This window comes from Alkalicoccus urumqiensis, from assembly GCF_002993335.1.
GTDB lineage: Bacteria > Bacillota > Bacilli > Bacillales > Salisediminibacteriaceae > Alkalicoccus > Alkalicoccus urumqiensis.
In genome coordinates this window covers 256,920-281,632 of record NZ_PVNS01000001.1, presented here as the reverse complement: position 1 = coordinate 281,632, position 24,713 = coordinate 256,920, and the positions used below count along the sequence as shown (strand labels likewise).

Sequence of the window (24,713 nt, the reverse complement as noted above, 5' to 3'; positions counted from 1 at the left end):
TTACTTGTACAGACGAAAAAGGAGAAACTGGAGTTACAGATATTTCTATCCGGAAGACAGAGAAAACCGGCCGTGCGGAAATATTTATCTCCGTACGGCCGGTCATTATAAGGGAATCAGTCATCCCCGCTCATCGGTTTATACAGTTTTCCAAGTGGGAAGACTTTCGTGAACTCGCCCTCCGGCGCGCCGTCCAGCCCGCGTTCGGCCATGTTGACCCGGGAGTCGATCATGTCGATCAGATGGATAATGTGCGCCTCGAGTGTTTTCGGCTCGACCGGCGATCCCCACTCCATCCGGCCGTGGTGCGAGAGGATGCAGTGCTGCAGCTGGTAAACGGCTTCCTGCTCCAGCTTGGTCAGCTTCGCATTTTCCCCGCGTCCGGCGAGAATACGCTGGACTTCCCGGTCGACGAGCATCGACGACATCGAAATGTGGCCGATAAATTCGCCGGGCACGCTGTAGGCCGGAGCGATATGGCTCGTATATTCCATCACTTTGGACGCATCGTGCAGCGTAATGCCGCCGATAATGAAATCTTTATTCACCGCCGGGTAGCGTGTGGACACATCCATGCCGAGACGGAGCATGCATACCGTATGATAAAGCAGTCCGCCGACGAAGGAATGATGGTTGTTCGTTGCTGCCGGATATGTAGAAAACGGCTTTTTGTATTTCGCATAAATCGACGTCACGATCTCAGCGAGCAGCGGGTCGGTGATCTGCTGTAAATACCCTTCCAACTCTTCCTGGAGTGCTTCAATCGGTTCCGGCGGTGTCTCCAGAAATTCAGCAATATCATATTCGTCTTCTTCTGCCGCGCGGAATGCCCGCGCCGTCATCTGCAGCTGGTCCTGATACGTCGACGTATCCCCCTCGAGGAAAATGACTTTTCCTTCCTGGAGCATCTGCTTCACTTCGTCTTCCCGGCCGTGAATATGGTCACTCCACACTTTCACCGGAATCTCTGTTTTTCCTCTGGCGATCGTCAGGTTATAAAACGGGTCGCCTTTTTTCGTCTGGGCCAGCCGTGCACTCCGCACGAGGCCGTACCCGCGGAACTGCTGGTTCGCTTCTGTGAGCTGCGCCAAATCATCCATACAGTAAATCCCTCCCTGCGTACATTTGTTCTATCGTATCACAGGGGGCAGGCACTGTCACGAACGGCCCGCGCCGCGTCGTCAAAAGAAAACGACTGGCAGAAAAACGAGCAGAAGCGCCGTCATCACGAGAATCGACGACACGTTTTTCGAAAGCGGCTTTCTCTCTGCGCCTTCATACCAGCCGGAAAACTGCAGCTTGTTCCGGTACAGCACGAAAAAGCCGATCAGCACGCCCACGCTGACAGACAGGCCGGCGAGAGGATCGGCCTCCGTCGGAATAAATAACGATAACATGGCCCAGGCCACCCCGCCGCTCAGGACGAGGAGCAGCAGGATCCGGAGCATTTCCAGCAGCAAACGCACAGCGGATTCCTCCTTACTTTTTTCGAGTCAGCCTCCAGATAACGAGAAGCAGCAGAATTACTCCCACGATCATCACATAGCCGAAAATTCCAATAGTAGTCATAGAGCCCAACTCCTTTTATATATCTTTACGTAAAAAACTCCCCCTGGACTCAGGGGGAGCATACCATACATCGATATTATTAAAAACCTTTTTTTTCCAAATAGGCCAACCGGGAACAGAAAGATATCCGTTACCGCCATGGAAAAGGACTTTTTTCACGGGGCGCTGGATGATTTAATCCGGCCGGCTACGGCTCGAGAATCAGCTTCCCGCTCGTCTTCCGGTCTACCATGTCCCGATGCACACTGGCTGCATCCTTCAACGGATAGACACCGCCGATATGCAACTGGAGTCTGTCCTCTGCTGCCAAGGTGACGAGCTCTCTCAGGCTGTATTCAAATAACTGGGGCTTTGCCATCATCTGCGGCAGGAAAAAGCCGATAACGGACTGGTTCTTTTCCAGCAGGTGAAACGTGTTCAGCTCCGGCAGTTCGCCGCTTGCTGCTCCGTAAGTGACGAGACGTCCGAACGGGGCGAGGCAGTCGAGCGTCTGCTGAAAGAGTTTTCCGCCGGCCATTTCCATCGCAACGTCCGCGCCGCGGCCGTCGGTTGCTTCCAGCACCTTCTCCGGCCAGTCCTCCTGTGTGTAATCGATCGTGACATCGGCACCGAGCTTCTCTGCAAGAGCACGCTTTTCTTCTGTGCTTGCTGCAGCGATGATTTTTCCGGCGCCGAAGTAGCGCGCCAGCTGAACGGCAAGTGTGCCGACACCGCCGGCTGCTGCGTGGATGAGAACCGATTCGCCTTCCTGCAGCCGTCCCATCGTTTTTAAAATGTGATAGGCGCTTAATCCCTGCAGAGGAAGGGCAGCCGCCTGCTGATAGGAGAGCGGGTCGGGAATCGGAATCAGCGAACGCTCATGGACGGCAGCGTATTCTGCATAGCCGCTGTCGCCGATCAGCGCCGTGACCCGGCGTCCTTTGGAGAAAGCTGGATCGACGAGACGTCCTGCTTCCACAATTTCACCGGCAATTTCCGACCCTGGAATAAATGGCAGCGGCGTATCGAGCACATAGTTGTTCTGCCGGCGCATCGTGTCGGCATAATTAATGCCGGCTGCGTGCACCTTTACGAGCACTTCTTTTTCGCCGGGTTCCGGGGTGTTCACGTCTTCATACGAGAGCACTTCCGGGCCACCGAAAGAATGAATCTGTACTGCTTTCATCGTACCACCTCCATCCCCCGTATTCCCCGGTCCTGCTTCATTTAGTCTGGAAAATAATGCAGATGCGCTTATTTGTTCAAAAAGTGGTGGATAAACATACGCAGAATTCCGAGGAAAATGGCTGTACGCCGCCGTTAAAACGAACATATTTGATACAATTGGCAGAAGAGCTGCAATAAGCCGCTCCGGCGGTCCATGTAGCAGCTGATAATCGTCAGCCGGTGTTTTCTCAGGCCGTGACGCTTTCACAGGATGGAGGGATAGGTTTATCCCCGCCGGAAAGGCTTCGTATACATAAAGGGTACAGGAAAGGAAGGTACACAATGCAGGAGTTTATTAAGCAGGTGGCCCGCGGCAAAAAGCGGGCGCAGGATTTGAGCTATGAGGATGCCCGCCGAGCAGCAGAGATGATCTGCAGCGGGGAGGCGGATGATGCGCAGACGGCAGCGCTTCTGGTGGCAGAGAGGCTGAAAGAGGAGTCGCCGGACGAGGCGGTGGCGTTTGCGGAGGTCCTTCGGGAGCACACGACGCATATCCCGGTGATAGAGGAGGTACAGGCGCGGATGATCGATTTCGGCGGACCGTATACCGGCCGGAACATGTTCGCGCAGACGATTCCATCGGCGCTGCTTCTTGCAGCGGAAGGCATTCCGGTCTATCTTCATTCCGGAGAGGCGCTGCCGCCGAAGTATGCGGTGCCGCTCAAGCATATCGTATCGGATATCGGTATTGATACCGGTGCCCCGCCGGAGCAGATCGGCCGCTCCCTGGAAGAAGCGGGCATCGGCTTTGGCGATACGGAGAAACTCTGTCCGCCGCTTCAACGGATCCGCCGGGTGCGTGAGCTGATCGGTGTGCGGACATTCCTGAATACGATTGAAAAAATGCTCAGTCCGGCAGGTGCCCGCTCCATTATGGTCGGTATTTTTCACCGGACCGTCGTGGATACGAACTCGGAGCTGCTGCGGCGTCTTGGTTTTGATCATATGTATATGGTGCAGGGGGCAGAGGGGTCCGAAGATCTGCCGGCGCACCGGAAAAGCTTTTTGTATCATGTGACGCAGGAGGAGACGATCAGCTTTGATCTGAACCCGGACGACACCGGCATCGGTATCCGGAGAAACAAAGAACTCGAAACGCTCACCCTGCCGGAGCAGACAGAATTGATTGAAGGCGTACTACGGGGAAATGGACACCCCGATGCGCATGCGCTGACGGTATACAATACAGGCGTCCGCTATTTTCTTTTCGGTCACCGGCCGACGGTAGACGAAGGCATTCAGCTTGCAGAATCGCAGCTGTCCGCCGGCGCAGGGTGGGATCAGCTCGAGAAATGGAGAAAAATACAGTAAATCATATGTCTGTTCCGGCCCCCGCTCTTCCGGCTGAAGAAAGCAGAAAGGACAATTCACAGAAAAGGAGAAAGCAGCTTCTAAGCATGCTTTCTCCTTTGTTATAGGGAAAATAGAGTGTCAGCGGTAGTCCCAGAAGAAGTACGGTTTCATGGAGGCATCCAGCGGATCCATCCTGTATCCGGCTTTCTCCCACGTCGTGAGAAGCCGTGGCAGGGACTGTACGGTAATAGAGTTGTCATGCATCAGAACAACTGGCTTCTCTCCGCGGGCCTCGGCTTTCTTTAATGCTGAAGCGGTCCGTGTCCATACTTCCTGAGGAGACTTTGATGCCCAGTCACGCGTGTCCACGTTCCAATCCCAGATCCGGTAGCCTGCGCCGTGGAGAGCCTGGGAGAAACGCGGCGTTAAATACGGTTTACTGCCGTATGGCGAACGTACGAGCACCGGCTTTTCACCGGTAATACTCTTTACGGCTGCTGCACACGTATTCATTTCCTGGAGCGCCATTTTCGGTGACGCATAAAAGACTTTTAACTGGTGTGTCACTCCGTGGCAGGCAACTTCATGCCCTTCTTTCTGCATCCGCCGGATCAGATCCGGATACCGTTTGGCATTTCCGGAAAGAACGAAAAACGTCGCTTTGGCATCTTCTTTTTTCAGCTGATTTAAAATGGAGGCGGTGTATTTATTCGGTCCGTCATCAAAGGTAACGTAAAGAGGTTTTTTGGAGCTGCGTTTCTGCTTTTCCAGCCAGGCATCGCGTTCTTTACGGAAGGCATCAAATGTTGATTTGTGGGCAGCGAGAAAAGCCGATGAAGACAGTTCTGCTTCACTGGAATAAACACGGGCTGCGGGACCTTCCGGATAATACTGTACTGCGTACCCGAAGCTTTCCGTAATGAGCCGGTACGGGAGGAGTGTCCTTCCATTCTGCAGCGGAATCTGCTGTTTTTTGACTGTCCCATCTGTCATCACAACACGACCTCCGGCGGCTTCAATCACCATCGTCTTCCCGTCTTTTTTCAGCGTGACTTTTTTCGCCGCATTGTCCCATCCGACCGAAATACCCATGGCATCCGAAAAGAAACGTACAGGTACAAAGGTCTGCCCCTTTTCTACAAACGGCTTCTCATCCGGAAACGACACAATGTCATCCTCCACAGCAACCAAAATCGGTGTTCTTGCCGGAGCAGCAGCCTCTGCAGCCGGAGCGAATACTCCTGCCAGCAGTACAAAACAAACGACCCACCACAACCATGTTCCCGGTTTCATCTTTTCTCCACTCCTTCCATAGTCTTGTTTTGTTACTATTCTGCAATGTAGTGAAATATACCTGCAATAAAATATGTAAAATACCTGTTTTATGTGAAAAAAATAGGCGGAGCCTGCCTGGCCTTAAAAGAAAAGAGCAATATACGAAATGATTTACCGTTTTCTGCCTGCATCTGCAGCCTTATGTGTTCCAGTGGAAGCCGAAGCACGGCTGCGGCGGAGTCTTACTTCTGAGCTGATTTGTCTCACAACTGCCGCTCCGACAACTGGCCCTTCCAGTCTCACAACTCGGCGGCCTATTCTCACTTCCCTGGCCTATTCTCACTTCCCTGGTATAGTCTAACTTCCCCCGGCTATATTCCAACTTCTCCGCCTAAAAATCCCGCAGCTCACCGGAAAAGTCCAACTTCTTCATGCCGCGTTAAGCGGCTGAAGGCACGAGCGGAGCCAGCCTTAGATCATAGACCGGCTCCGCTCATGCACAGCAGCTGTGCAGCGAGCGCCCGGCTGGAAGAGGCTTCGAATTTTATGCTTTCTTAAACGAAAAAAGCTGCGGCGGCCCATCGGGGGACCGCCGCAGCAGAGTAATAGAGCTTTCCCCTTCTGCAGCCGCTGTTAAAATTAAAACAGCGACGGCAGCCAGAGGACGGTGAACGGGAAGAACGAAATAATAAGAATGACGACAATCCCGGCTGCCAGGTATGGCATGACATCCTTTACCGTCTGCTCAATTTTGATTTTGGCAATGAAACAGGAAATAAACAGTGTCGCACCGACCGGCGGTGTGAACATACCGAGTGCAAGCGTGACGAGCATGACGAGCGCAAAGTGCATCGGGTCCATGCCGATCACGTCTGTCGCAATCGGGAAAAAGATCGGAATGAACAAGAAGAGATTCGGCACCAGTTCCATAATCATGCCGGCAAGCAGCATAATCAGAATCATGACGAGAAGCAGTCCCCATGAAGGGAGACCAAGTCCCTGCAGAAAATCGGAAATCATGCGCGGAACCCCTTCAGAAATCAGCACCCACGTAAAAATCATGGACGCACAGATCGTCACCATGACGATGCTTGTGCCGTGGACGGATTCGCGGAGCGATTTGACGATATTCGTCCAGTTCAGCGTCCGGTAGATAAGAAGACCGAGCAGCAGGGCATAGACAACCGCGAGTGCCGCAGCTTCGGTGGCTGTTGCAACACCGAATACAATCGCACCGATCAGAAGGACCGGAAGGCCGAGAGCGAGAAAGGCACGCTGCAGGCTTTTTAAAAATTCGATGAACGTCGGTTTCGATTCACGCGGGTAGCCGCGCTTCAGGGCAATCAGGACGGTGGTGATCAAATAAGCAATACCGATCAGAAGGCCCGGGATGATACCGGCGACGAACAAAGCTCCGACGGACAGTTCCGGCCCGACGAGCCAGGCGATGATGATCATCGTGGAGCTCGGTGGGATAATAATGCCGACGACCGAGCTGGATGCATTGATCGCAGCGGCGAAGCGGGCGCTGTATCCTTTTCGTTTCATTTCCGGAATAAGGACCGAGCCGGTGGAGGCAGCGTCAGCGACAGAGGAGCCGGACACGCCGGCCATGCCCATACTTGTGACGACCGACACACAGCCGAGACCGCCGGGAAGCTGGCGGACCATCGTATCGGCCACACCGATAATGCGCTGGGCAATCTGTCCGTGTATCATCAGATTTCCGGCGAGAATGAAGAAGGGAATCGCAAGAAACGTAAACGACTGCGTATTGGAAAAGAACTGCTGCGTAAGCATTTCCACCGGAATACCGGCAAAAACAATGTACAGCAGGGCCGAAGCTCCCATCGAAAAGGCGATCGGAACACCGAGAAGAATTAAGGCGAAAAAACTAACGATCATGATCCACAGCATCGACCTGGTCCTCCTCTCTCGGCACCGGCATTTTGTTCTGGGCGATCATAACGATCTGATAAATTAAGATGATACTGACGAGCAGAAAGCTGAGTGTCACTGAGGCGGAAAGCCAGCCGCGGGAGATCCGCATGACCGGCATGACCTGGGAGGACACATTGCCGATATAGAGCCAGCTGGAATAGACGAGAGCCAGTGAAAAAATCAGCATTACTGCTTTAGAAAATAAGTACAGCCCTTTCTGAGCGGCGTATGGCATTCTGTCCCGGAAATAGCTGACCGATAAATGAGCATCGTCCCGGGTAACCGCGATGGCGGCGACATAGATCATCCACGGGAATAACAGCTGGGTCAATTCGTTGGACATCGCGATCGGCTGGTTCAGCAGGTAGCGTCCGGCGACTTCTGCCGTAACGACTGTTGTAAGAGCTGCGAGAAGAACCGCTGCTGCGATTTCTGTCCAGTTGACGAACCGGTGAATGCCGCCTTTACGTTCACGCATCGCTTCTTCCTCCTTTAACGTATGTAGAAACACAGCCGGGGAGCAGCTGAAGCCGCCCCCGGCTGTAGACGTTCATTGATTACTGGCTGCGGTACTCTTCGAGGAACGTCTGCATCCGCTCGATGATTTCAGCACCCATCACATCTTCCACTTCCGTGTAGACCGGCTGGACTGCTTCCTGGAACGGAGCGAGATCCGGATTTGTTACTTCCTCAAACTCATCTTCGGCGCGTTCCAGTGCCTCTTCTTCAGAGGAGGCGATGAATTCCCGTGCCGCTTCTTTCGCGCGCTCGGAGCCTTCATCGACGATGCCCTGCAGCTCTTCATCCAGGCTGTTGTAAAGCTCGTCGTCCATGATCAGGTAGGAGTAGTAGTACGTATGATTGGTCACGGCCAGGTAATCCTGGACTTCGTGCATATTCTGGTCGTAGATGCTTAGCAGCGGGTTGAACTGTCCGTCGATAACTCCCTGGGACAGCGCACTGTAGATTTCGGTATAGTCGAGTGTGGAAACCGACGCTCCAAGCTCCTCGAACGTGGCGATCAGGCTCACATCGTTCGGAGAACGGATCGCCATGCCTTCAATATCCTCCGGTGATTCAATCGGGCGGACGTTGTTCGTGATCTGGGCAAAGCCGATTTCCACATCGTTTAAGGTAATAAAGCCGTTCTCTTCACCCATTGCTTCCAGATCGTCGCCGATTTCGCCGTCGAGAACGGCGTGCGCCTCCTCAAATCCTTCGGTCAGGAAAGGGAGCGAGAGTGCAGCGTATTCCGGCACGATGTTCGCAAGTTCGTTGGCCCCCGGCATCGCCATATCGAGCGCGCCGACCTGCACCGCGTCGATCATTTCCGGAGAGCTTGCGTACGTTTCATTCGGGAAAAATTCAATAGCGATCCGTCCATCGGATTCCGATTCTACATATTCTGCGAATGCTTTTGCCGCTTCGCCTTTGGAATCGTCATCGAGTCCGGAGTTCCAGCCGAGCTGCAGCTCGTATTCGGCATCTGCCGCTTCTTCATTTTCTTCTCCGGCGTTATCTGAGCTCTCGTTTTCTGCGGCGTTATCTGCTTCATTCTCAGAAGCGGTATTGTTTTCCGCTTCTGCGTTGTTTTCCGCAGCGTCGCCGCCGTTATTTCCGCTTTCGACACCGCAGGCGGCCAGGAATAAGGCTGCTGCTGTCACCGTGGATACTTTTACTGCCTGCTTTTTCATGATTCATCTCTCCCCTTTAAATGATTTATGCTTCTGTACGGATCCCGCACAGGTCTTCGAGCAGTTCTTTTAATACGTGGACGGTTTCGACACAGTCGTTTAACGTCGACCACTCGGCAGGATTGTGGCTGATGCCGTCCTGACTACGCGTGAACAGCATGGCTACGTCGGTTTTGCGGCCGACCATCATGGCGTCGTGTCCGGCGCCGCTCGGTAGAAAATAGGTGCGGCGTCCAATCGCTTTTTCCAGTGCGCGTGCGGCGCGGTCCTGCATGTCCTGCTTTACTTTCACTGGTGCGACATACATGACCTGCTCAATCTCGACGTCGATTCCCCGGTCCTCGGCTACTTCTTCTGCGAGAAGCCAGATCGCATCCCGCAGCTTGTCGCGCGAGTCCTCTTCAATGTCACGGATATCGACGGTCAGATTTACTTCGCCGGGAATGACGTTGACGCCGTTCGGCTTCACTTCGAGTTTTCCTACCGTCGCAACTGACGTCCCGCTTACTTTCGGTGGAAGTACTTCCACGGCACTCACAAACCGCCCTGCGGCAATCAGCGCATCGCGGCGGTCATTCATCGGTGTGTTGCCCGCGTGTCCGGCTGCTCCCTGAAAGGAAACGTTGAGCCAGGAAGGACCGGCGATCCCCTGAACGATACCGACTGGAAGGTCTTCTTTTTCCAGCCGTTTGCCCTGCTCAATGTGGACTTCAACGAATGCGTCGATCGTGGAGAAGTCCCGCTCCGCTTCCCGGAACGATTGAAAGCTTAAGTCGTTTTCCGACAAAACGGATTCAAATGACTTTCCGGAAGTGTCGGAGAGGGCCGCTTTTGCCGCCTGCTCCCACTGACCGGTCATTGCCTGACTCCCTGTCAGTCCGCTCTGGAACCGGGCGCCTTCCTCATCTGTGAAGATGATCACTTCATACGTTTTGACCGGCTGGATACCCTGTGTTTTCCAGGCTTCCGCTACTTCGAGTGCGGCAAGGACACCGAGCGGACCGTCAAAATGGCCGCCGTCTGGCACGCTGTCGACGTGGGAGCCGGAAAGAACCGATCGTTCCGGAGAAGTACCGTGCAGGACACCGATCACATTGCCGGCACCGTCCTGTGTTACCTGCAGGCCGGCTTCTTCCATCCAGCCCATGACGAGTTCTTTTGCCTGCTGCTCTTCTGGTGAGAACGCAATGCGCCGGCAGCCGCCGGCTTCGGTCTTTCCGATCTCGCTGAGAGCTGTCAGACGTTCGGCAAGGCGCCTGCCGTCGACGCCATTTCTCGTTAACTGTTCATTATAGTCTTTCAATAATTGATCCAGCATAAAGTTCCTCCTGTACGAATATCATTGGAATGTAACAAATTATATGACAATTCAATGAATTCGCACATATATATAACAGACAAAATAAATAGGTTATATTTGTCTGTTTCAGCTAAGTGGAATGTTTACTTCATGCTCAAATAATCATAAATATGCAGTCCCAGCTGCAGTTCAAACGCGGTCCGGCCGCTTATTTCCTCCAGCTGCAGCAGATTTTCTATCACCTGAAGGCGGTATTTCACGGTGTTGACGTGGACGAACAATTTTCGTGCGGTGCGGCTGCGGTTCGCGTTTTCCTCCAGATACATTTCGAGCGTCCGGCAGAGCGATGTATCATGCGCGCGGTCATAGGCAAGGAGCGGCCCGATCGTATCGCTCACATAGTCTTCGAGCTCCTGCAGCTCGGTGTTTAAAAACAGCCGCTGCAGGCCGAGGTTCTGAAACAGCATGATGGAGGGGGAGGAGCCGGGTGCCTGCATGGCATCGATGCATTTTTTGGCTTCCCGGTAGGAAGTGCGGATATCTTCGAGCGTGTCAACGGACCGTCCGAGTCCTGCGAGCACCGGCATGCCGTAGCGGCTTTCCGCTTCGCTGCGGATCCGTTCAAACAACCGTATCAGTTCATCGTACACCGACCGTCCGAGTTCTTTTGGTGCAGCAAATAAAAACGTCGTCTCCTGCTTCTGGTCGAGCACAAACGCCTGAAACGGATGCTGCGACACTTCCCGGTAGATGAGGCGGAGAAGCTGATTTTTGTGCGTCCCGGCCCGCTCGTGCAGCAGGAGCGGCTCATTTAACAGCATCTGGCATACGACGTACTGGGACTCCTCCCGGAAAGCAGGAAGCTGGGAGAGCTGCTTCATCGACATTTCATTCCACTCACTGAACAAAAGCTGGTCCAGCACATAGCCGGAGTGGGTCATATCATCCATCGCTGTGCGCTCGCGCCGCGTCATCTCCAGCGCGAAGATTAAACTTGCCTGTTCGATAGCAAAGCGGTCGAGCGGATCGAGGTTTTCCTCATGCTTTAAAATAATCGTTAAATAGCCGATCGTGAACGCTTCCGAGCGGATTGGGAAAAAGACGCCCTGGATCGGCGGCTCCTCCTCCAGCGTCAGCGTCGTCACTTCCGTTTCCGACACACTCGCCGCCTCACGCCCCATCGAAGAAAGCACGACCTGCGCATCCTCCTTCGTTGCCGCAGACGACGTTTCCAAAATATCGAAAAACTCATTGTATACAACGACCCCGTGATGAATCAGCCCGGCGAGCGTTTTCGTAATTTCCCGGATGCCGCCCTGAGAAATCGCCGCCCGTGACAGCGCTTCGTGGATCATCGTCGTCCGTTCGTTCCGGGAAAACAGCGTGGCGTTTTCAATCGCAATCGTCGCCTGCGCAGCAAATGTCTCCAGAAGATGCAGATTCTGCTCGTCAAATACCGCATCCTTCTCATAGATATCCACCGTCAGCACCCCGATGCACGTCCCCTTGGAGAGAAGCGGCACCGAAATCGCACTCGTCGGCAGTTTATAATCCCCGAGCGACCGGGAATAAAAATATTTTGTCTCCTCACTGATATTATCCATATGGCCGCCCGTTTCCTCTTGAGAGAGAAACATCTGGCCCTTCCCGGCGGAAAACGTCGTTCCGCTCATACCTTCCCCCGGCGCTAAACGTGCATGGCGGAGGTAATTCATATCGAAGCCTACCGCCGCTTTAGCATACAGCTTGTCGATGTTCTCGTCGTAGAGAAACAGCACACTGGCATTGGCACCGTCGATTACATTCAGTACTTCCACGATCAGCTCGTGCAGCACCTCATCCAGATCCAGTGTCGACGTGAGCACCCTGGCAGACTGAATCAGACTCATCAGCTTCTTCTCCGTGTTCATCCGAAGCAGACCTCCTTTCTTTTCCTAGTCATTGGTTCCTATTATAGCCCATCGGCTGTCCGGAAAGGGAGAGACTTTTCCACAGTATACACAGCTGTGCTGAAGTGGTCTATTGGTATAGACTTCTATCTATGTGGTGTGCTACACTGAGCAAAAGGAAAACGAAGCCCATTCTTTCCGGGATTGGTGAAACGTACCGGCTTCTGCAGGCGTAAAAAAGGAAATGAAAGGGAAAGAGAAAACCAATTGATGATAAAGGAGCGCTGTCCGTGATCGATAAACATTCTTCGATACCGATTTACTACCAGCTGGCAGAACAAATTAAAGGCCGTATCCACCGCGGTGAACTGGCGCCGGGGGATGTGCTCCCCTCAGAGCGCGATTTTGCGGAACAGTACGATATCAGCCGCATGACGGTCCGCCAGGCGATCACGTCGCTCGTGAACGAAGGACTGCTTTACCGCAGGAAAGGAACCGGCACGTTCGTGTCGGAGCCGAAAATTGAGCAGGCAGTCGGCGGTTTGACGAGCTTCACGGAAGATATGCGTTCCCGGGGACTGGAGCCCGCGAGCCGGATGCTTCACTTCGGCGAGGTTCCTGCACCGGGGGACGTTGCGCTCATTCTCGGCATTGCCGAAGGTGACAACGTCATAGAGATGAGGCGGATCCGCCTGGCGGACAACGTGCCGATGGCGCTGGAAACAACGTGGCTTCATCCATCGGTCGTGCACGGACTGACCGAGAAAGAGGCAGAGTCCTCGCTGTATTCCTACCTGGAGGAAACGCTCGGACTCATTATCGGCCGTGCCGAGCAGGCATTGGAAGCGTCGCTCGTCATGCCGGAGGAAGCGGACATTCTCGGTGTGGAAAAAGGAGCGCCGGTGCTCTCGATTGAACGGAGGACGTACCTGGCCGATGACCGGCCGCTTGAAGTCGTCCGTTCCAAGTACCGTGCTGACCGCTACCGGTTTATGATGGACCTGCAGCGGGCAAAATAAACCAGGCAGAAACCGCCTGGTCTTAAAAGAAAAGAGGAGTTTGTTGAACTGGTCCCCGCTTTCTGCCTGCACCTGCAGCCGTACGCGTTCCGGAGGGAACGGGCTCAACTAATTCCTTCTTCCTTCCGTCAGAAGGAATGGATTTTCGCCTCGTTCGGATCCTCCCGGAGTCGACGGCCTCCGGTTTCGGCAGGTAGAAAGAGAACGCTTGTTAGAAGTGATCCCTTTTGCGCAGAAAATGCTGCCATTCAATCGAATTGGAAGAGACCATCATTACCTTATAAAAATCGTTCCTACTACAGAGCCTCTGTTTTTCATCTCTATTTTACTGCGCTTTGAAGCGTTCGGCAGAGACGCCGGTGGGATCAAGCGCAGTCGCCCGAAAAGCGGAAGCGCCCTGGTTACGAGCGACCAGTCCTGGAGGCCCTGCCGACGAAAGCTGCTCTTTGCTTTCTTCGGCAGGGGTGAAGGAACCTCGAGCGAGTGGGCGCTGGAGCTGGACAATGCTTCGATTGAAGAAGCATGGCTCCGCACGGCCGCGCCGCAGGCCAGAAGATCGCTGCCCTGCGCCTCAAACCAAAGGCCGGCTCCGCTCATGCGCTGCAGCCGTGCAAACAGCGCCCGGCTGGAAGACAAGCCCACGGCAAGCTTCTGCCGGGTAGCGGAGAAGCTCCATCAACAGAAAGTAACGATGAATATGACAACAGCTTGAAATGCTGCAGCCTTTGGTATCCCTGCTTGGAAGAGGCTTCAAATTTTATGATTTCTTGTACTTGAAGCAAATAAGCAGAGGTGTTCAGAAGGTTTGTTGTGAACACCCTTCTGCTTTCTATATCTGGTATAGACAACTAAACATTAGGAGCGGTATCATGCTCGAAACCTACCATACACACGTGCAGCGGCTGCTGCAGACAATAACTGAAAAAGAAGCCGGAGCGCTGAAGGAAGCGGGACGGCTCGCTGCGGAAGCCATAGAGAACGGCGGCATTCTGCACTGTTTCGGTGCGGGGCATTCGCATATGATCGGCGAGGAGCTGTTTTACCGGGCCGGGGGACTGGCTCCCGTCAAGCCGCACTGGGTTCAGGAGCTGCTGCTGGAATCCGGCGGCGCCCGTGCTTCGGAATGGGAGCGCGATGAAGGCTTTGCAGTGAAAACGGCACAGAACCTCGACCTGGAAAAACACGACGTTCTTCTTGTCGCTTCCACGTCTGGAAGAAACCCGGCTCCGGTAGAAGCGGCGCTTGCCGCACGGGAGAAAAACATCCCGGTCATCGCATTGACGTCTTCGCTCTACGAAGGCGCTTCCCGCCATTCGAGCGGAAAGAAGCTGAAGGATGTCGGCACCGTCGTCATCGATACTCATGTCCCGTCCGGAGATGCAGCACTTACAGACGACAACGTCCCCGTGCCGTTTGCGGCGGTTTCCAGTATGGCTGCCTTGTTTGCCGCGCAGGCGGTCTCCGCTGAAGCGACTGCCCGTCTCGGCAGGATGAAGGGCGGGGCACCGGTTTTTCTCAGCGGCAACATCGACGGCTCCGATGCGTGGAACCGGAAGCTGATCGACCGGTATAAAAAACGGATTCCTGCACTGGCAGGAGAGGAGGAGATACGATGACGTCATTTTCCTATACGGGCTGCCGCATGCTGACAGCGGACGGCTGGGTGGAGAGCCCGGAGATTACCGTGGAATCAGGCAGGATCACCCGGATCACCAGCGGCGGACACGGCCGGAGCAGCAGATGCATTGTACCGGGATTTATCGATACGCACATTCACGGAGCCGCGGGAAGCGATGTGATGGACCCATCCGATGATGCGCTTCACTCGATTGCCGGCGCACTTCCGCAGGAAGGAACGACGTCGTTTCTCGCCACCACGATCACCTCTCCGGAAAAAGAGATCCTCGACGCTCTCCGCCGGGTGAAGGCGTATAAACCGGGGCAGGGGGCAGCGATGCTAGGTGTCCACCTGGAAGGGCCGTTTATTCACCCTGCGAGAAAGGGCGCTCAGCCGGAGGCGCATATTCAAACGCCCGATCCGGAAGTGTTTCAACAGATGCAGGAAGCATCCGGCGGAAGGATCCGGATGATGACGATGGCACCGGAACTGGACGAAGCCGGACTGGTGGAAAAAGCGTCTGCCGAAGGTGTCGTCGTTTCCATGGGACACACCGATGCCACCGCTGAAGCGTCCCGCGAAGGATTCCGCCGCGGTGTCCGCCAGGCAACGCACTTTTTTAACGGTATGCGCGGACTGCATCACCGGGAAATCGGCGTCGTCGGTGCGGTCTTCCGCGATCCGGACGTACAGGTGGAGCTGATCGCAGACGGCATTCACGTGTCGCCGGAAGCGTGCGCCCTGACGTACGAACTGCTCGGAGCAGACCGGATCACGCTGATCACCGATGCGATGCGCGCCAAAGGTCTGAAAGACGGCACGTACACGCTCGGCGGCCAGGAAGTAACGGTTACCGGCCGGACGGCCGTCCTTGCCGACGGTACGCTTGCCGGAAGCGTTCTTCCGATGGCGGAGGCTGTATCCAATATACAGGCGTTTACCGGCTGCAGCCTGGAAGAAGCGGTGCAGATGGCCAGTACGAATCCAGCGCGGATTCTCGGCATCGACAGCCAAAAAGGCACGCTTGGGCCGGGGATGGACGCCGACTGGACGATACTGGATGAAAGCGGCGCAGTCGTAGAGACCGTGTCGTGTGGAAACGTCGTTTTTTCACGGGGAGGGGAAGAGAGATGAAGCTGATACAGGTGGCAGACTATGAGGAAATGAGCCGCAGTGCCGCGGAGCTGGTGTACACAGAGTTAGAGAATATCCGGACGCTCGGACTGGCGACCGGGGGCACGCCGCTCGGATTTTACGAGGCGCTCAGGGAGCGGGTCCGGCAGGAGGGACGTTCGCTTCAGCATCTGCATACGGTGAATTTGGATGAATATCTCGGTCTCGCCGCGGATCATCCGCAGAGCTATCACTATTATATGAACGAGGTGCTGTTTCAGCATACGGACATTCCTTCTCCGCAGACCCATCTGCCGGCCGGGGATGCTGAGGATCCGTACGCGGAAGCGGCGCGCTATGATGAGCTGGTGACACGTCTGGGCGTTGATCTGCAGCTTCTCGGCGTTGGTGCTAATGGACATATCGGCTTTAATGAGCCGGGGAGTTCCTTTCATGGAAGGACGGATGTCGTCCGTCTGGCAGAGGGCACGATCCGGGCGAATGCCCGCTTTTTCGGAGAAGGAGAGCGTGTGCCGGAGCAGGCGGTGACGATGGGAATCGGTACGATTTTAGAGAGCCGCCGCATTCTGCTGCTTGCAAGCGGAGCGAGGAAGGCGGAGGCTGTACGTGCGCTTCTGCACGGCGCCATGTCGGAGGAGATGCCTGTCACGGCGCTTCAGACACATCCGGATGTGACGGTCATCGCTGATGAAGCGGCGCTGTCTCTGAGCAGATAAATTCCCATCCGCGTGATTTCCTCTTACACTGTTGTATGTGTCGAACAACAACCATCAGAGGAGGAACATCACGATGAAACGATTTCTCGAACCGTTTACGTTTGAAAATGGCGCGGAGCTCCGCAACCGGATTATGCTTGCGCCGATGACGAATTTCTCTTCCGCAGATACCGGGGAAACGACCCCCGAAGAACGCGAATACTACCGCGTGCGCTCCCGCGGCGCCGGAGCGGTCATCACGGCATGTGCCAATGTAACGCCGGGCGGCAAAGGGTTCCCGGGTGAAATCGGCGCAGACCGCGACGATCTTGTACCGAGCCTCGGGGAGCTTGCCTCCGTCATTAAAAAAGAAGGTGCGAAGGCGATTCTGCAGATTTACCACGGTGGGCGCATGGCTCCGCCGAACCTGCTTCCGGACGAGCAGCCGGTCAGTGCCAGTGCCGTTCCTGCCGCGCGCGAGAACGCACCGGTGCCACGTAAGCTTGAGGCAGCGGAAATCGACGAAATTATCCGTGCGTACGGCGAAGGAACGCGCCGCGCGATCGAAGCAGGCTATGACGGTGTCGAAATCCACGGCGCCAATACGTACCTGATTCAGCAGTTTTTCTCCCCGCACTCCAACCGCCGTACCGATGAATGGGGCGGCACACTGGAAAAGCGGATGCGTTTTCCGCTGGCAGTGTTAAATGAAGTGAAGAAGGCAGCGGAGGCAGCGGACAGCCAGTTTCTCGTCGGCTATCGTATTTCTCCGGAGGAAATGGAAGAGCCGGGCATTACGATGGAAGATACGCTCGCGCTCGTCAACACGCTGACAGAGGAAGGGCTCGATTACCTGCACGTTTCCGTTCAGGATTTCCATGCCGGCTCGATGCGTGATAAAGAGGATACGCGCAGCCGCGTGCAGCTGATTCAGGACGAAGTGGGGAGCCGTGTGCCGGTTGTCGGCGTCGGATCGCTTCATACGCCTGATGACGTGGAAAAAGCAATGGAAGGCGGCGTACCGCTGATGGCCCTCGGCCGCGAACTGATCGTGGAGCCGGAATGGGTTGAAAAAGCTGCGGAAGGCCGGGAAAGTGAGATCCGGACCGAACTCTCCGTCGACGACCGTGAAACGCTCGTCGTTCCGGAACCGCTCTGGAACGCGATCGTCAACACTCCGGGCTGGTTCCCGGTAAAAGAACACGCAGAGAAGTAAATAAAGGACGGGACCACCGGAAGCAGCCGAAGCTTCCGGTGGTTTTTTGACAATTGGAGCTTCTTTAACGAGAAATGGTGTGCGGCCTGCAGGGGGAGTTCAGTGTGAAGTTCGTTTAGAACAGCTGCTGTTAAGCAGATTTATTCAAGGGTGAAACGTTCATTGTTTTCTTCCCATTGAATGGAAAAATCAATGGTGTCCTCTTGTTGAAGGACTGAGCAGTTTTGACACCCGCTTCCTGCATGTTCTACGTAACGATTGTCTTCCAACGTTTCATTTGTCACCGTCGTCTCCCCAATCTGATAGTCCACTGCTTCTGAAACGTCCCCTTCGCCAATATAGCGGATGACATAGTCAATCGTTTGATCCGTCTCATTGGTCACATTTGCTGTGTACTCTACTTCCCAATTTTCTCCTTCTCCTTGAAAATGCAGCGTTTCCTGATTAGAACAGGCTGTTAATGCGAAAAGGGAAAGTCCCAGTGCTGCCAATAACGGCAGCCCATTTTTCTTCCTCATGGAGTCCTCCTTTATTATAGAAAAAATAGTCATTTTAAGCGTATTATGTGTTTCTATATTTGGGACTGAATTTCCTTTTTCTATCTGAAGAAAGGTGGAGAAGAGGCGGGGCAGGAGGTGCTGATGGATAGAGAAGGAGGACTAAACCGGTGCGCTGTTGGAATACTGGGTGGAGACGTCAGCTGGCCATTCCTTCTCCTATAGAAGCTGTGCTTTCAGCCGCTTGGTGCGGCAAAGACTGTGCGGTCTGCTTAAGAATGGAATCTGCCGTTAGGAGACTCCGCCGCCCGGGCCGCCGTAGTCCTTCATCCAAAACCGAACACGATAAAAGTGTCAGCGCTTTCTTTTTGTCGCGCTCTCTGTTATGATGACAAAAAAGTTGTCACTACAGCGGAGGTAGTTGGAATGGATGCCATTTATCAGAAGCTGCTCAAGGAGCTGGATGCAGGGGTGCATGCGGTGGACGGGAGCGGGCGGACGGTGATCTACAATAGAAAAATCTCGGAAATCGAAAACATGGACCCGGAAGAAGTTCTCGGACAGGCGCTGGAGGATGTGTTTCAGTTTACGGCCGGCGGGAGCACGCTGCAGGCGGCGCTGTATGAAGGGAAAGAGTTCCGGAATATCACCCAGACATATCGGAACAACAAAGGCGTGGAAATCACGACGGTCAATCAGACGTTTCCAGTGGACGACGGAAATGGAAAGCGGATCGGTGCCGTGGAAATCACGAAAGATATTACGCGGCTCGAGCGCCTCGTAGAGGAGAACCGCCGCCACAGCAGCCGCCGGTTTCATTTCGGCGACATTATCGGCAGCAGCCCGCAGCTTCAGGAAGTGATTGAGCTGGCAAAGCGGGCGGTCCGGACGAGTTCGTCGGTGCTCATCGTCGGAGAGACCGGCACCGGAAAAGAGTTGTTCGCCCAGAGTATCCATTCCGGCAGCAGCCGCTCCGCGGGCCCGTTCGTCAGCCAGAACTGTGCGGCGCTTCCGGAAAGTTTGATTGAAGGGATCCTGTTCGGAACGAAAAAGGGGGCGTTCACCGGAGCGGAAGACCGGCCGGGGCTGTTTGAGCAGGCGGAGGGCGGTACGCTTCTGCTCGATGAAATGAATTCCCTCAGTCCGGATCTGCAGTCCAAACTGCTGCGGACGATTCAGGACCGGCGCATCCGGCGCGTCGGCGATGTTACAGAGCGGCCGGTCGATGTACGCCTGATCGCGACGATGAACGAGGATCCGATTGATGCCGTCACGGCCGGCCGCCTGCGGAAGGATCTGTACTACCGGCTCAGCGTCGTGTCGCTGTTCATCCCGCCGCTCCGGGAACGAAAGGACGATCTGCGGGATCTGTGCCCTTACTTTTTAAAGCGGTACAGCCGGTTGTTCCAGCTCGACATTGAGGATATGAGCCCGGATGTGTGGCGGGCGTTTGATCAGTACCACTGGCCCGGAAACATCCGCGAAGTGGAGCACGTGATTGAAGGGGCGCTGAACTTTATCACAGAGGAAAACCGGCTTGAGCTCCATCATCTTCCGAGCTACATTAAGCGGCAGTCGGCCCCGGAGCCCGGGCCGCAGGCGGGGGCGGACGAGGAAGAAGAAGCAGAGGCCGTCACACTGAAGGCCTTTCTCGAGCAGAAGGAGCGTCGTTTTCTCCAGGCAGCACTCAGGCGGAATGGCTACCGGATTCAGGATACGGCGGCGGAGGTCGGCCTGACGAGGCAGAGTTTGACATACCATCTGAAGAAGGTGGGAATAGAGACCGTCCGTAGGTAAATAAAATTGTCTTATGACAAAATAATTGTCGCCATCTCTTTGCAGGGGTGCGGGAATCCGCTTTCAGCAGAGGGATAAAAGTTGGCATGGCGTTTGCATAATATAGAAAGTGGGAAAGGGTGATGCAGAATGACGACAGCGACAAATACGGAAGCTGTAATTGCACAGACGGAAAAGCACGGTGCGCGGAATTATCATCCGCTGCCCGTCGTCATCTCCAAGGCGGAGGGCGTCTGGGTGGAAGATCCGGAGGGCCGGCGCTATATGGATATGCTGAGTGCCTATTCGGCGCTCAATCAGGGCCACAGACACCCGAAAATTATACAGGCCTTAAAAGACCAGGCGGACCACGTGACGCTGACATCGCGGGCGTTTCATAACGATCAGCTGGGGCGTTTTTACGAAAAAGTAAGCGCTGTCACCAAGAAAGAGCTCGTTCTGCCGATGAACACCGGCGCGGAAGCCGTGGAGACGGCGGTCAAGGCAGCTCGGCGCTGGGCGTACCGGCGAAAAGGCGTGACGCATGACCAGGCGGAAATCATCGCCTGCCACGGAAACTTCCACGGGCGGACGATGACGGCAGTTTCGCTTGCTGCGGCGGAAGCGGACGGCACAGATTTCGGACCGATGCTTCCGGGTATCCGCTCGGTCGCGTACGGCGATCTGAATGCGCTGAAACAGGCCATTACCCCGAATACAGCGGCATTTCTCGTCGAGCCGATTCAGGGAGAGGGCGGCGTTGTCATGCCGCCGGAAGGCTTTTTGAAGCAGGCACGGGAACTGTGCCGGGAAAACAACGTTCTTTTCATCGCCGATGAAATCCAGACGGGTCTCTGCCGGACCGGCCGCACGTTTGCCTGTGACTGGGAGGACGTCGTACCGGATATGTACATTTTAGGAAAAGCGCTCGGCGGCGGGGTGTTCCCGATCTCCTGCGTTGCAGCGGATGAAGAGGTGCTCGGTGTATTTGAACCGGGATCCCACGGTTCGACGTTCGGCGGAAATCCGCTTGGTGCGGCGGTCGCCTGTGCGTCGCTTGATGTACTGGAGGAAGAAGGGCTTGCGGAGCGTTCCGACAGACTCGGCACGTATTTCCGGGAGCGTCTCGGCCGGATCGACAACCCGAAAATTAAAGAGATCCGCGGGCGCGGACTGTTTATCGGAGTGGAACTGACGGTACCTGCCAGAGAGAGCTGTGAAAAACTGAAAGACGAAGGACTCCTCTGCAAAGAAACGCGGGAGAATGTGATCCGTTTTGCGCCGCCGCTCGTCATTGACGAAGCCGATCTCGACTGGGCGCTGGAAAAAATCGAAAGCGTGCTTCAGGCACTTTAATTTTTCAAAGGAGGAATGTTTTATGTATACACAGTATAAGCACGAGCCGTTCACGGACTTTTCCAAGGAAGAGAATCAAAAGGATTTCCTCGCAGCACTGGAAGTCGTTAAGGCGGACATCGGCAAGGATTACCCGCTTATCATCGACGGAAAGGAAGTTATGAGCGGCGAGTGGCTCCCGTCGATCAACCCGGCGAAAACGTCGGAGACGATCGGACGCGTGGCTAAAGCAGGCACAGCGGAAATCGATGCAGCCTTTGCGGCAGCGAAAAAAGCGTTCCCTGCCTGGAGTAAAACGAGTCCGACAGCGCGGGCGGAGCTTCTATTCCGCGCGGCAGCGATCATGCGCCGCCGCAAGCACGAGCTTTCCGCAACGGTCGTAAAAGAAGCCGGTAAGCCATGGGTGGAAGCGGATATTGAAGTGGCAGAAGGGATCGACTTCCTCGAGTATTACGGCCGCCAGATGATTGAGCTGAAGGACGGCAAAAAGATCGAAAGCCGCGACGGAGAAAGCAACCAGTACATTTACACGTCCGCGGGTGTGGCTGTCACGATTCCACCGTGGAACTTCTCGGCAGCGATCATGGCCGGGACGACCGTGGCACCGCTCGTTGCAGGAAACACCGTTCTTCTGAAGCCTGCAGAGCCGACTCCGATCATCGCAGCAAAATTTGTGGACATTCTCCGCGAAGCGGGCGTTCCGGACGGCGTGATCAACTTTGTTCCGGGCGAGCCGCATGAAATCGGCGACTACCTCGTCGACCATAAGGACACTGCGCTGATTACGTTTACCGGCTCCAAAGCGACAGGTCTCCGTATTCTGGAGCGCGCGGCGAAAGTACAGGAAGGCCAGCACCACTTAAAGCGCGTACTTGCGGAAATGGGTGGAAAAGATACGGTCGTTGTCGCAGAAGATGCGGATATTGATATCGCGGTGAATGCGATCGTCACGGCAGCATTTAACTTCTCCGGCCAGAAATGTTCCGCCGGCTCCCGCGCGGTCATTCACGAGTCGATTTACGACGAAGTCGCAAAGCGTGTCGTAGAGGAGACGAAAAAGCTGACACTCGGGGACCCGGAGAAGTACGAAAACTATCTCGGCCCGGTGATCAACCAGAAAGCGTACGACAAAGTGACCGGCTACATTGAAGTCGGCAAAGACGAAGCCGAGCTTCTAACCGGAGACAACTCCAGCAGCGAGACCGGCTACTTCATCGAGCCGACGATCTTCGGCAATGCGGCGCATGACGCACGTATTATGAAAGAAGAAATCTTCGGTCCGGTGCTGGCGCTCTCGAAAGCAGCGAGCTACGAAGAAGCCATCGACGTGGCCAACAACACGGAGTACGGCTTAACCGGCGCGGTGATTTCCCGGAACGTCGATTACCTGGAGTATGCGAAGCAGAACTTCCATGTCGGTAACCTGTACTTCAACCGGAACTGCACCGGCGCGATCGTCGGCTACCATCCATTCGGCGGGTTCAAACTCTCCGGTACGGATTCGAAAGCCGGCGGACCGGACTACCTGCTGCAGTACCTGCTGCCAAAGTCCATCAGCCAGATGCTGTAATAAACTAAAAAAACGGAAGGTGCTCAGAAAACAGCCCCCTCCATTATTGGAAAAGCTGCCACGGCCGGAAACAAGGCTGTGGCAGCTTTTTTCGTTCATGGAGATGTAAATATGTAGTAACTGCGAACTGTTTACGGCAGAAAAAGCGAGTGTGCTTTCATCAAACTTTCACAAAACTGGTTTATCGTATGGAAGGAAAGGAGGGAGCAGATGAATGGTGTCCTATCCATAGGTCCTTTTACGATTACACAAACGATGCTTGCGGTGGCGGCATCGCTTGCAGGAGCCTACCTATACGTCCGATACGGGACGCAGCTTCAGGAGGAAAAATATACGGCGGTCCGGGAAGCGGGGATAAACGTTCTGACAATGGGACTGATTACATTTATGTTCGGCACAGCTGTTATACGCTTTCCGCTGCTTTTATCCGATCCGCTCGCTGTTCTGAGCTATCCGGGAGGGGCGGATGAACTGCTCCTGTCGGGAGTAGTGATGGCAGTGTACAGCGTGTGGCAGAGGAAGAAACTCTCTCTTTCCGGTAACGCGCTGGCCGTGCAGGTGTTCACTATACTTATAGCGGCTGAAATCGGCTTCCACTTTCTACAGCCCTCCACAGGCAGCGGGACAGCTGTACTTCCCGTGGAAAACCACCCAATTTCGGCTTACATCATTACAGCAGGAGCTGTGTTTTTATACTGGTTGCATCACAGGACGAAACGTATGGAATTACAGATTACTGCGGTTTTAGGAATGTGGGCTCTCAGCAGGTGGATGATCGGATTTTTCGATGCGGGCCATACGTTCTTTATGGTGCCGGTGCCCGGTATGTATTTCTGGGTTCCGGCAGCAGGCGCAGCTGTGGCTGTGGTCTTTCAACGAATGAATACAAAGCAGGTGAAAACATGGAAGAACTGAGTCAATTAACCTTATGGGCGGCGTTTGCTGCAGGTGTCATTTCGTTTATTTCCCCGTGCACCCTGCCGCTCTTCCCCGCCTATTTATCTTATATCACTGGAATTAGTGTGAAGGAACTGGAAAACTCCCGTACAACACAGGTGAGGAAAAAACTGATGTTTCATACGTTTTTCTTTCTTCTTGGTGTCTCCACGATTTTTATGGCTCTCGGTGCCGGTGCCACGTTCATGGGGGGAGGGCTGCAGCAGCTTATCGTAGGATCTTCGGGGGATCTGATTCAGCGGCTGGCCGGCATTTTTATTATCTTCATGGGCTTGTTTGTCGCCGGCGTGTTTCAAATGAAAAGCCTGATGCAGAATAAACGGTTTACGATAACGAAAAAGCCCGCAGGTGTCGTCGGCACAACGTTTGTCGGGATGGGCTTTGCTGCGGGGTGGACGCCGTGTATCGGTCCCATTTTTGCTTCGATACTTGTCCTTTCTGCCAGTGATCCGCAGCAGGGATTCTGGTATACACTTCTGTACATCATTGGATTTGCACTTCCGTTTTTCCTCCTGACCTTTTTTATCGGCTCCACCCGCTGGATCGTCCGCTACAGCGGCGTGATTATGAAAGCCGGCGGAGGTGTGATGATTCTTATGGGCGTCCTTCTGTTTACAGGACAAATGACGGATATTTCTGCATTTATTCTACGGCTGATTGAAGGAACATGGTTTGAAAACCTCGGATGAGAAAAGAAAGGATGGGTAA

At 54.6% G+C, this 24,713-nt stretch carries 22 protein-coding genes; 12 read left to right on the top strand and 10 right to left on the bottom strand.

Features of this window, described 5'->3' with window-relative positions; translation table 11 throughout:
- Positions 1–116: 116 nt before the first annotated feature.
- The 3 genes from C6I21_RS01200 to C6I21_RS01190 all read right to left on the bottom strand — a co-directional run bounded on the left by C6I21_RS01200 (position 117) and on the right by C6I21_RS01190 (position 2,734).
- Positions 117–1,100, bottom strand: coding sequence for a 3'-5' exoribonuclease YhaM family protein (locus tag C6I21_RS01200; protein ID WP_105957592.1), 984 nt, complete (start codon positions 1,098–1,100; stop codon positions 117–119).
- Between the two features lie 81 nt (positions 1,101–1,181).
- Positions 1,182–1,466: a hypothetical protein gene (locus tag C6I21_RS01195; protein ID WP_105957591.1), complete on the bottom strand. Its 285-nt coding sequence runs from the start codon at positions 1,464–1,466 to the stop codon at positions 1,182–1,184.
- Between the two features lie 290 nt (positions 1,467–1,756).
- Positions 1,757–2,734 carry a quinone oxidoreductase family protein gene (locus tag C6I21_RS01190; protein ID WP_105957590.1) on the bottom strand — a complete coding sequence of 326 codons (978 nt, stop codon included), beginning with the start codon at positions 2,732–2,734 and terminating at the stop codon, positions 1,757–1,759.
- A 323-nt stretch (positions 2,735–3,057) separates the two neighbouring features.
- Between C6I21_RS01190 and C6I21_RS01185 the strand changes: the two genes are divergently transcribed.
- Positions 3,058–4,086 carry an anthranilate phosphoribosyltransferase gene (locus C6I21_RS01185; protein WP_105957589.1) on the top strand — a complete coding sequence of 343 codons (1,029 nt, stop codon included), beginning with the start codon at positions 3,058–3,060 and terminating at the stop codon, positions 4,084–4,086.
- A gap of 120 nt (positions 4,087–4,206) precedes the next feature.
- Here the strand turns inward: C6I21_RS01185 and C6I21_RS01180 are convergent, their stop codons facing one another.
- The 6 genes from C6I21_RS01180 to C6I21_RS01155 form a co-directional block, all read right to left on the bottom strand.
- On the bottom strand, positions 4,207–5,361 hold the full coding sequence (locus C6I21_RS01180; RefSeq protein WP_105957588.1) for a polysaccharide deacetylase family protein: 1,155 nt from the start codon (positions 5,359–5,361) through the stop codon (positions 4,207–4,209).
- Positions 5,362–5,982: 621 nt separating this feature from the next.
- Positions 5,983–7,260 (bottom strand): TRAP transporter large permease, encoded by a 1,278-nt coding sequence (locus C6I21_RS01175; protein WP_105957587.1) that lies wholly within the window; start codon positions 7,258–7,260, stop codon positions 5,983–5,985.
- The gene (locus C6I21_RS01170; protein WP_105957586.1) at positions 7,238–7,762 is read right to left on the bottom strand and encodes a TRAP transporter small permease; all 525 of its coding nucleotides are present in this window, start codon (positions 7,760–7,762) and stop codon (positions 7,238–7,240) included. Before C6I21_RS01170 ends, C6I21_RS01175 begins: the two co-directional genes overlap by 23 nt.
- 79 nt (positions 7,763–7,841) lie before the next feature.
- Positions 7,842–8,978 (bottom strand): TRAP transporter substrate-binding protein, encoded by a 1,137-nt coding sequence (locus tag C6I21_RS01165; RefSeq protein ID WP_105957585.1) that lies wholly within the window; start codon positions 8,976–8,978, stop codon positions 7,842–7,844.
- A gap of 25 nt (positions 8,979–9,003) precedes the next feature.
- Positions 9,004–10,296, bottom strand: a complete 1,293-nt coding sequence (locus C6I21_RS01160; protein WP_105957584.1) for a Zn-dependent hydrolase — start codon at positions 10,294–10,296, stop codon at positions 9,004–9,006.
- 125 nt (positions 10,297–10,421) lie between these two features.
- Complete coding sequence (locus tag C6I21_RS01155; RefSeq protein ID WP_105957583.1) at positions 10,422–12,188, bottom strand: helix-turn-helix domain-containing protein; 1,767 nt, start codon at positions 12,186–12,188, stop codon at positions 10,422–10,424.
- A 269-nt stretch (positions 12,189–12,457) separates the two neighbouring features.
- Between C6I21_RS01155 and C6I21_RS01150 the strand changes: the two genes are divergently transcribed.
- The 6 genes from C6I21_RS01150 to C6I21_RS01125 all read left to right on the top strand — a co-directional run bounded on the left by C6I21_RS01150 (position 12,458) and on the right by C6I21_RS01125 (position 17,849).
- Positions 12,458–13,186 carry a GntR family transcriptional regulator gene (locus C6I21_RS01150; protein WP_105957582.1) on the top strand — a complete coding sequence of 243 codons (729 nt, stop codon included), beginning with the start codon at positions 12,458–12,460 and terminating at the stop codon, positions 13,184–13,186.
- Positions 13,187–13,394: 208 nt separating this feature from the next.
- Positions 13,395–13,898: a hypothetical protein gene (locus C6I21_RS01145; RefSeq protein WP_105957581.1), complete on the top strand. Its 504-nt coding sequence runs from the start codon at positions 13,395–13,397 to the stop codon at positions 13,896–13,898.
- Positions 13,899–14,055: 157 nt separating this feature from the next.
- Complete coding sequence (locus C6I21_RS01140) at positions 14,056–14,802, top strand: SIS domain-containing protein (protein WP_181186023.1); 747 nt, start codon at positions 14,056–14,058, stop codon at positions 14,800–14,802.
- Positions 14,799–15,938: an N-acetylglucosamine-6-phosphate deacetylase gene (gene nagA, locus C6I21_RS01135; protein WP_105957579.1), complete on the top strand. Its 1,140-nt coding sequence runs from the start codon at positions 14,799–14,801 to the stop codon at positions 15,936–15,938. The genes C6I21_RS01140 and nagA overlap by 4 nt, the downstream gene beginning before the upstream one ends.
- Entirely contained in the window at positions 15,935–16,654 is a 720-nt protein-coding gene (nagB, locus tag C6I21_RS01130) for a glucosamine-6-phosphate deaminase (RefSeq protein ID WP_105957578.1), read from the top strand. The genes nagA and nagB overlap by 4 nt, the downstream gene beginning before the upstream one ends.
- 73 nt (positions 16,655–16,727) lie before the next feature.
- Positions 16,728–17,849 (top strand): NADH-dependent flavin oxidoreductase, encoded by a 1,122-nt coding sequence (locus C6I21_RS01125; RefSeq protein ID WP_105957577.1) that lies wholly within the window; start codon positions 16,728–16,730, stop codon positions 17,847–17,849.
- 140 nt (positions 17,850–17,989) lie between these two features.
- Here the strand turns inward: C6I21_RS01125 and C6I21_RS01120 are convergent, their stop codons facing one another.
- Positions 17,990–18,367, bottom strand: coding sequence for a hypothetical protein (locus C6I21_RS01120; protein WP_105957576.1), 378 nt, complete (start codon positions 18,365–18,367; stop codon positions 17,990–17,992).
- Between the two features lie 405 nt (positions 18,368–18,772).
- On the opposite strand from C6I21_RS01120, the gene C6I21_RS01115 reads away from it, so the two are divergent.
- From C6I21_RS01115 to C6I21_RS01095, 5 genes are all read left to right on the top strand, one after another.
- Positions 18,773–20,143: a sigma-54 interaction domain-containing protein gene (locus C6I21_RS01115; protein ID WP_105957575.1), complete on the top strand. Its 1,371-nt coding sequence runs from the start codon at positions 18,773–18,775 to the stop codon at positions 20,141–20,143.
- 129 nt (positions 20,144–20,272) lie between these two features.
- The gene (locus tag C6I21_RS01110; protein ID WP_105957574.1) at positions 20,273–21,478 is read left to right on the top strand and encodes an ornithine--oxo-acid transaminase; all 1,206 of its coding nucleotides are present in this window, start codon (positions 20,273–20,275) and stop codon (positions 21,476–21,478) included.
- Positions 21,479–21,500: 22 nt separating this feature from the next.
- The gene (gene pruA / locus C6I21_RS01105; protein WP_105957573.1) at positions 21,501–23,048 is read left to right on the top strand and encodes an L-glutamate gamma-semialdehyde dehydrogenase; all 1,548 of its coding nucleotides are present in this window, start codon (positions 21,501–21,503) and stop codon (positions 23,046–23,048) included.
- Positions 23,049–23,258: 210 nt separating this feature from the next.
- Entirely contained in the window at positions 23,259–23,963 is a 705-nt protein-coding gene (locus C6I21_RS01100) for a hypothetical protein (RefSeq protein ID WP_105957572.1), read from the top strand.
- Complete coding sequence (locus C6I21_RS01095) at positions 23,951–24,694, top strand: cytochrome c biogenesis CcdA family protein (protein ID WP_105957571.1); 744 nt, start codon at positions 23,951–23,953, stop codon at positions 24,692–24,694. The genes C6I21_RS01100 and C6I21_RS01095 overlap by 13 nt, the downstream gene beginning before the upstream one ends.
- The last annotated feature ends 19 nt before the right edge of the window (positions 24,695–24,713 follow it).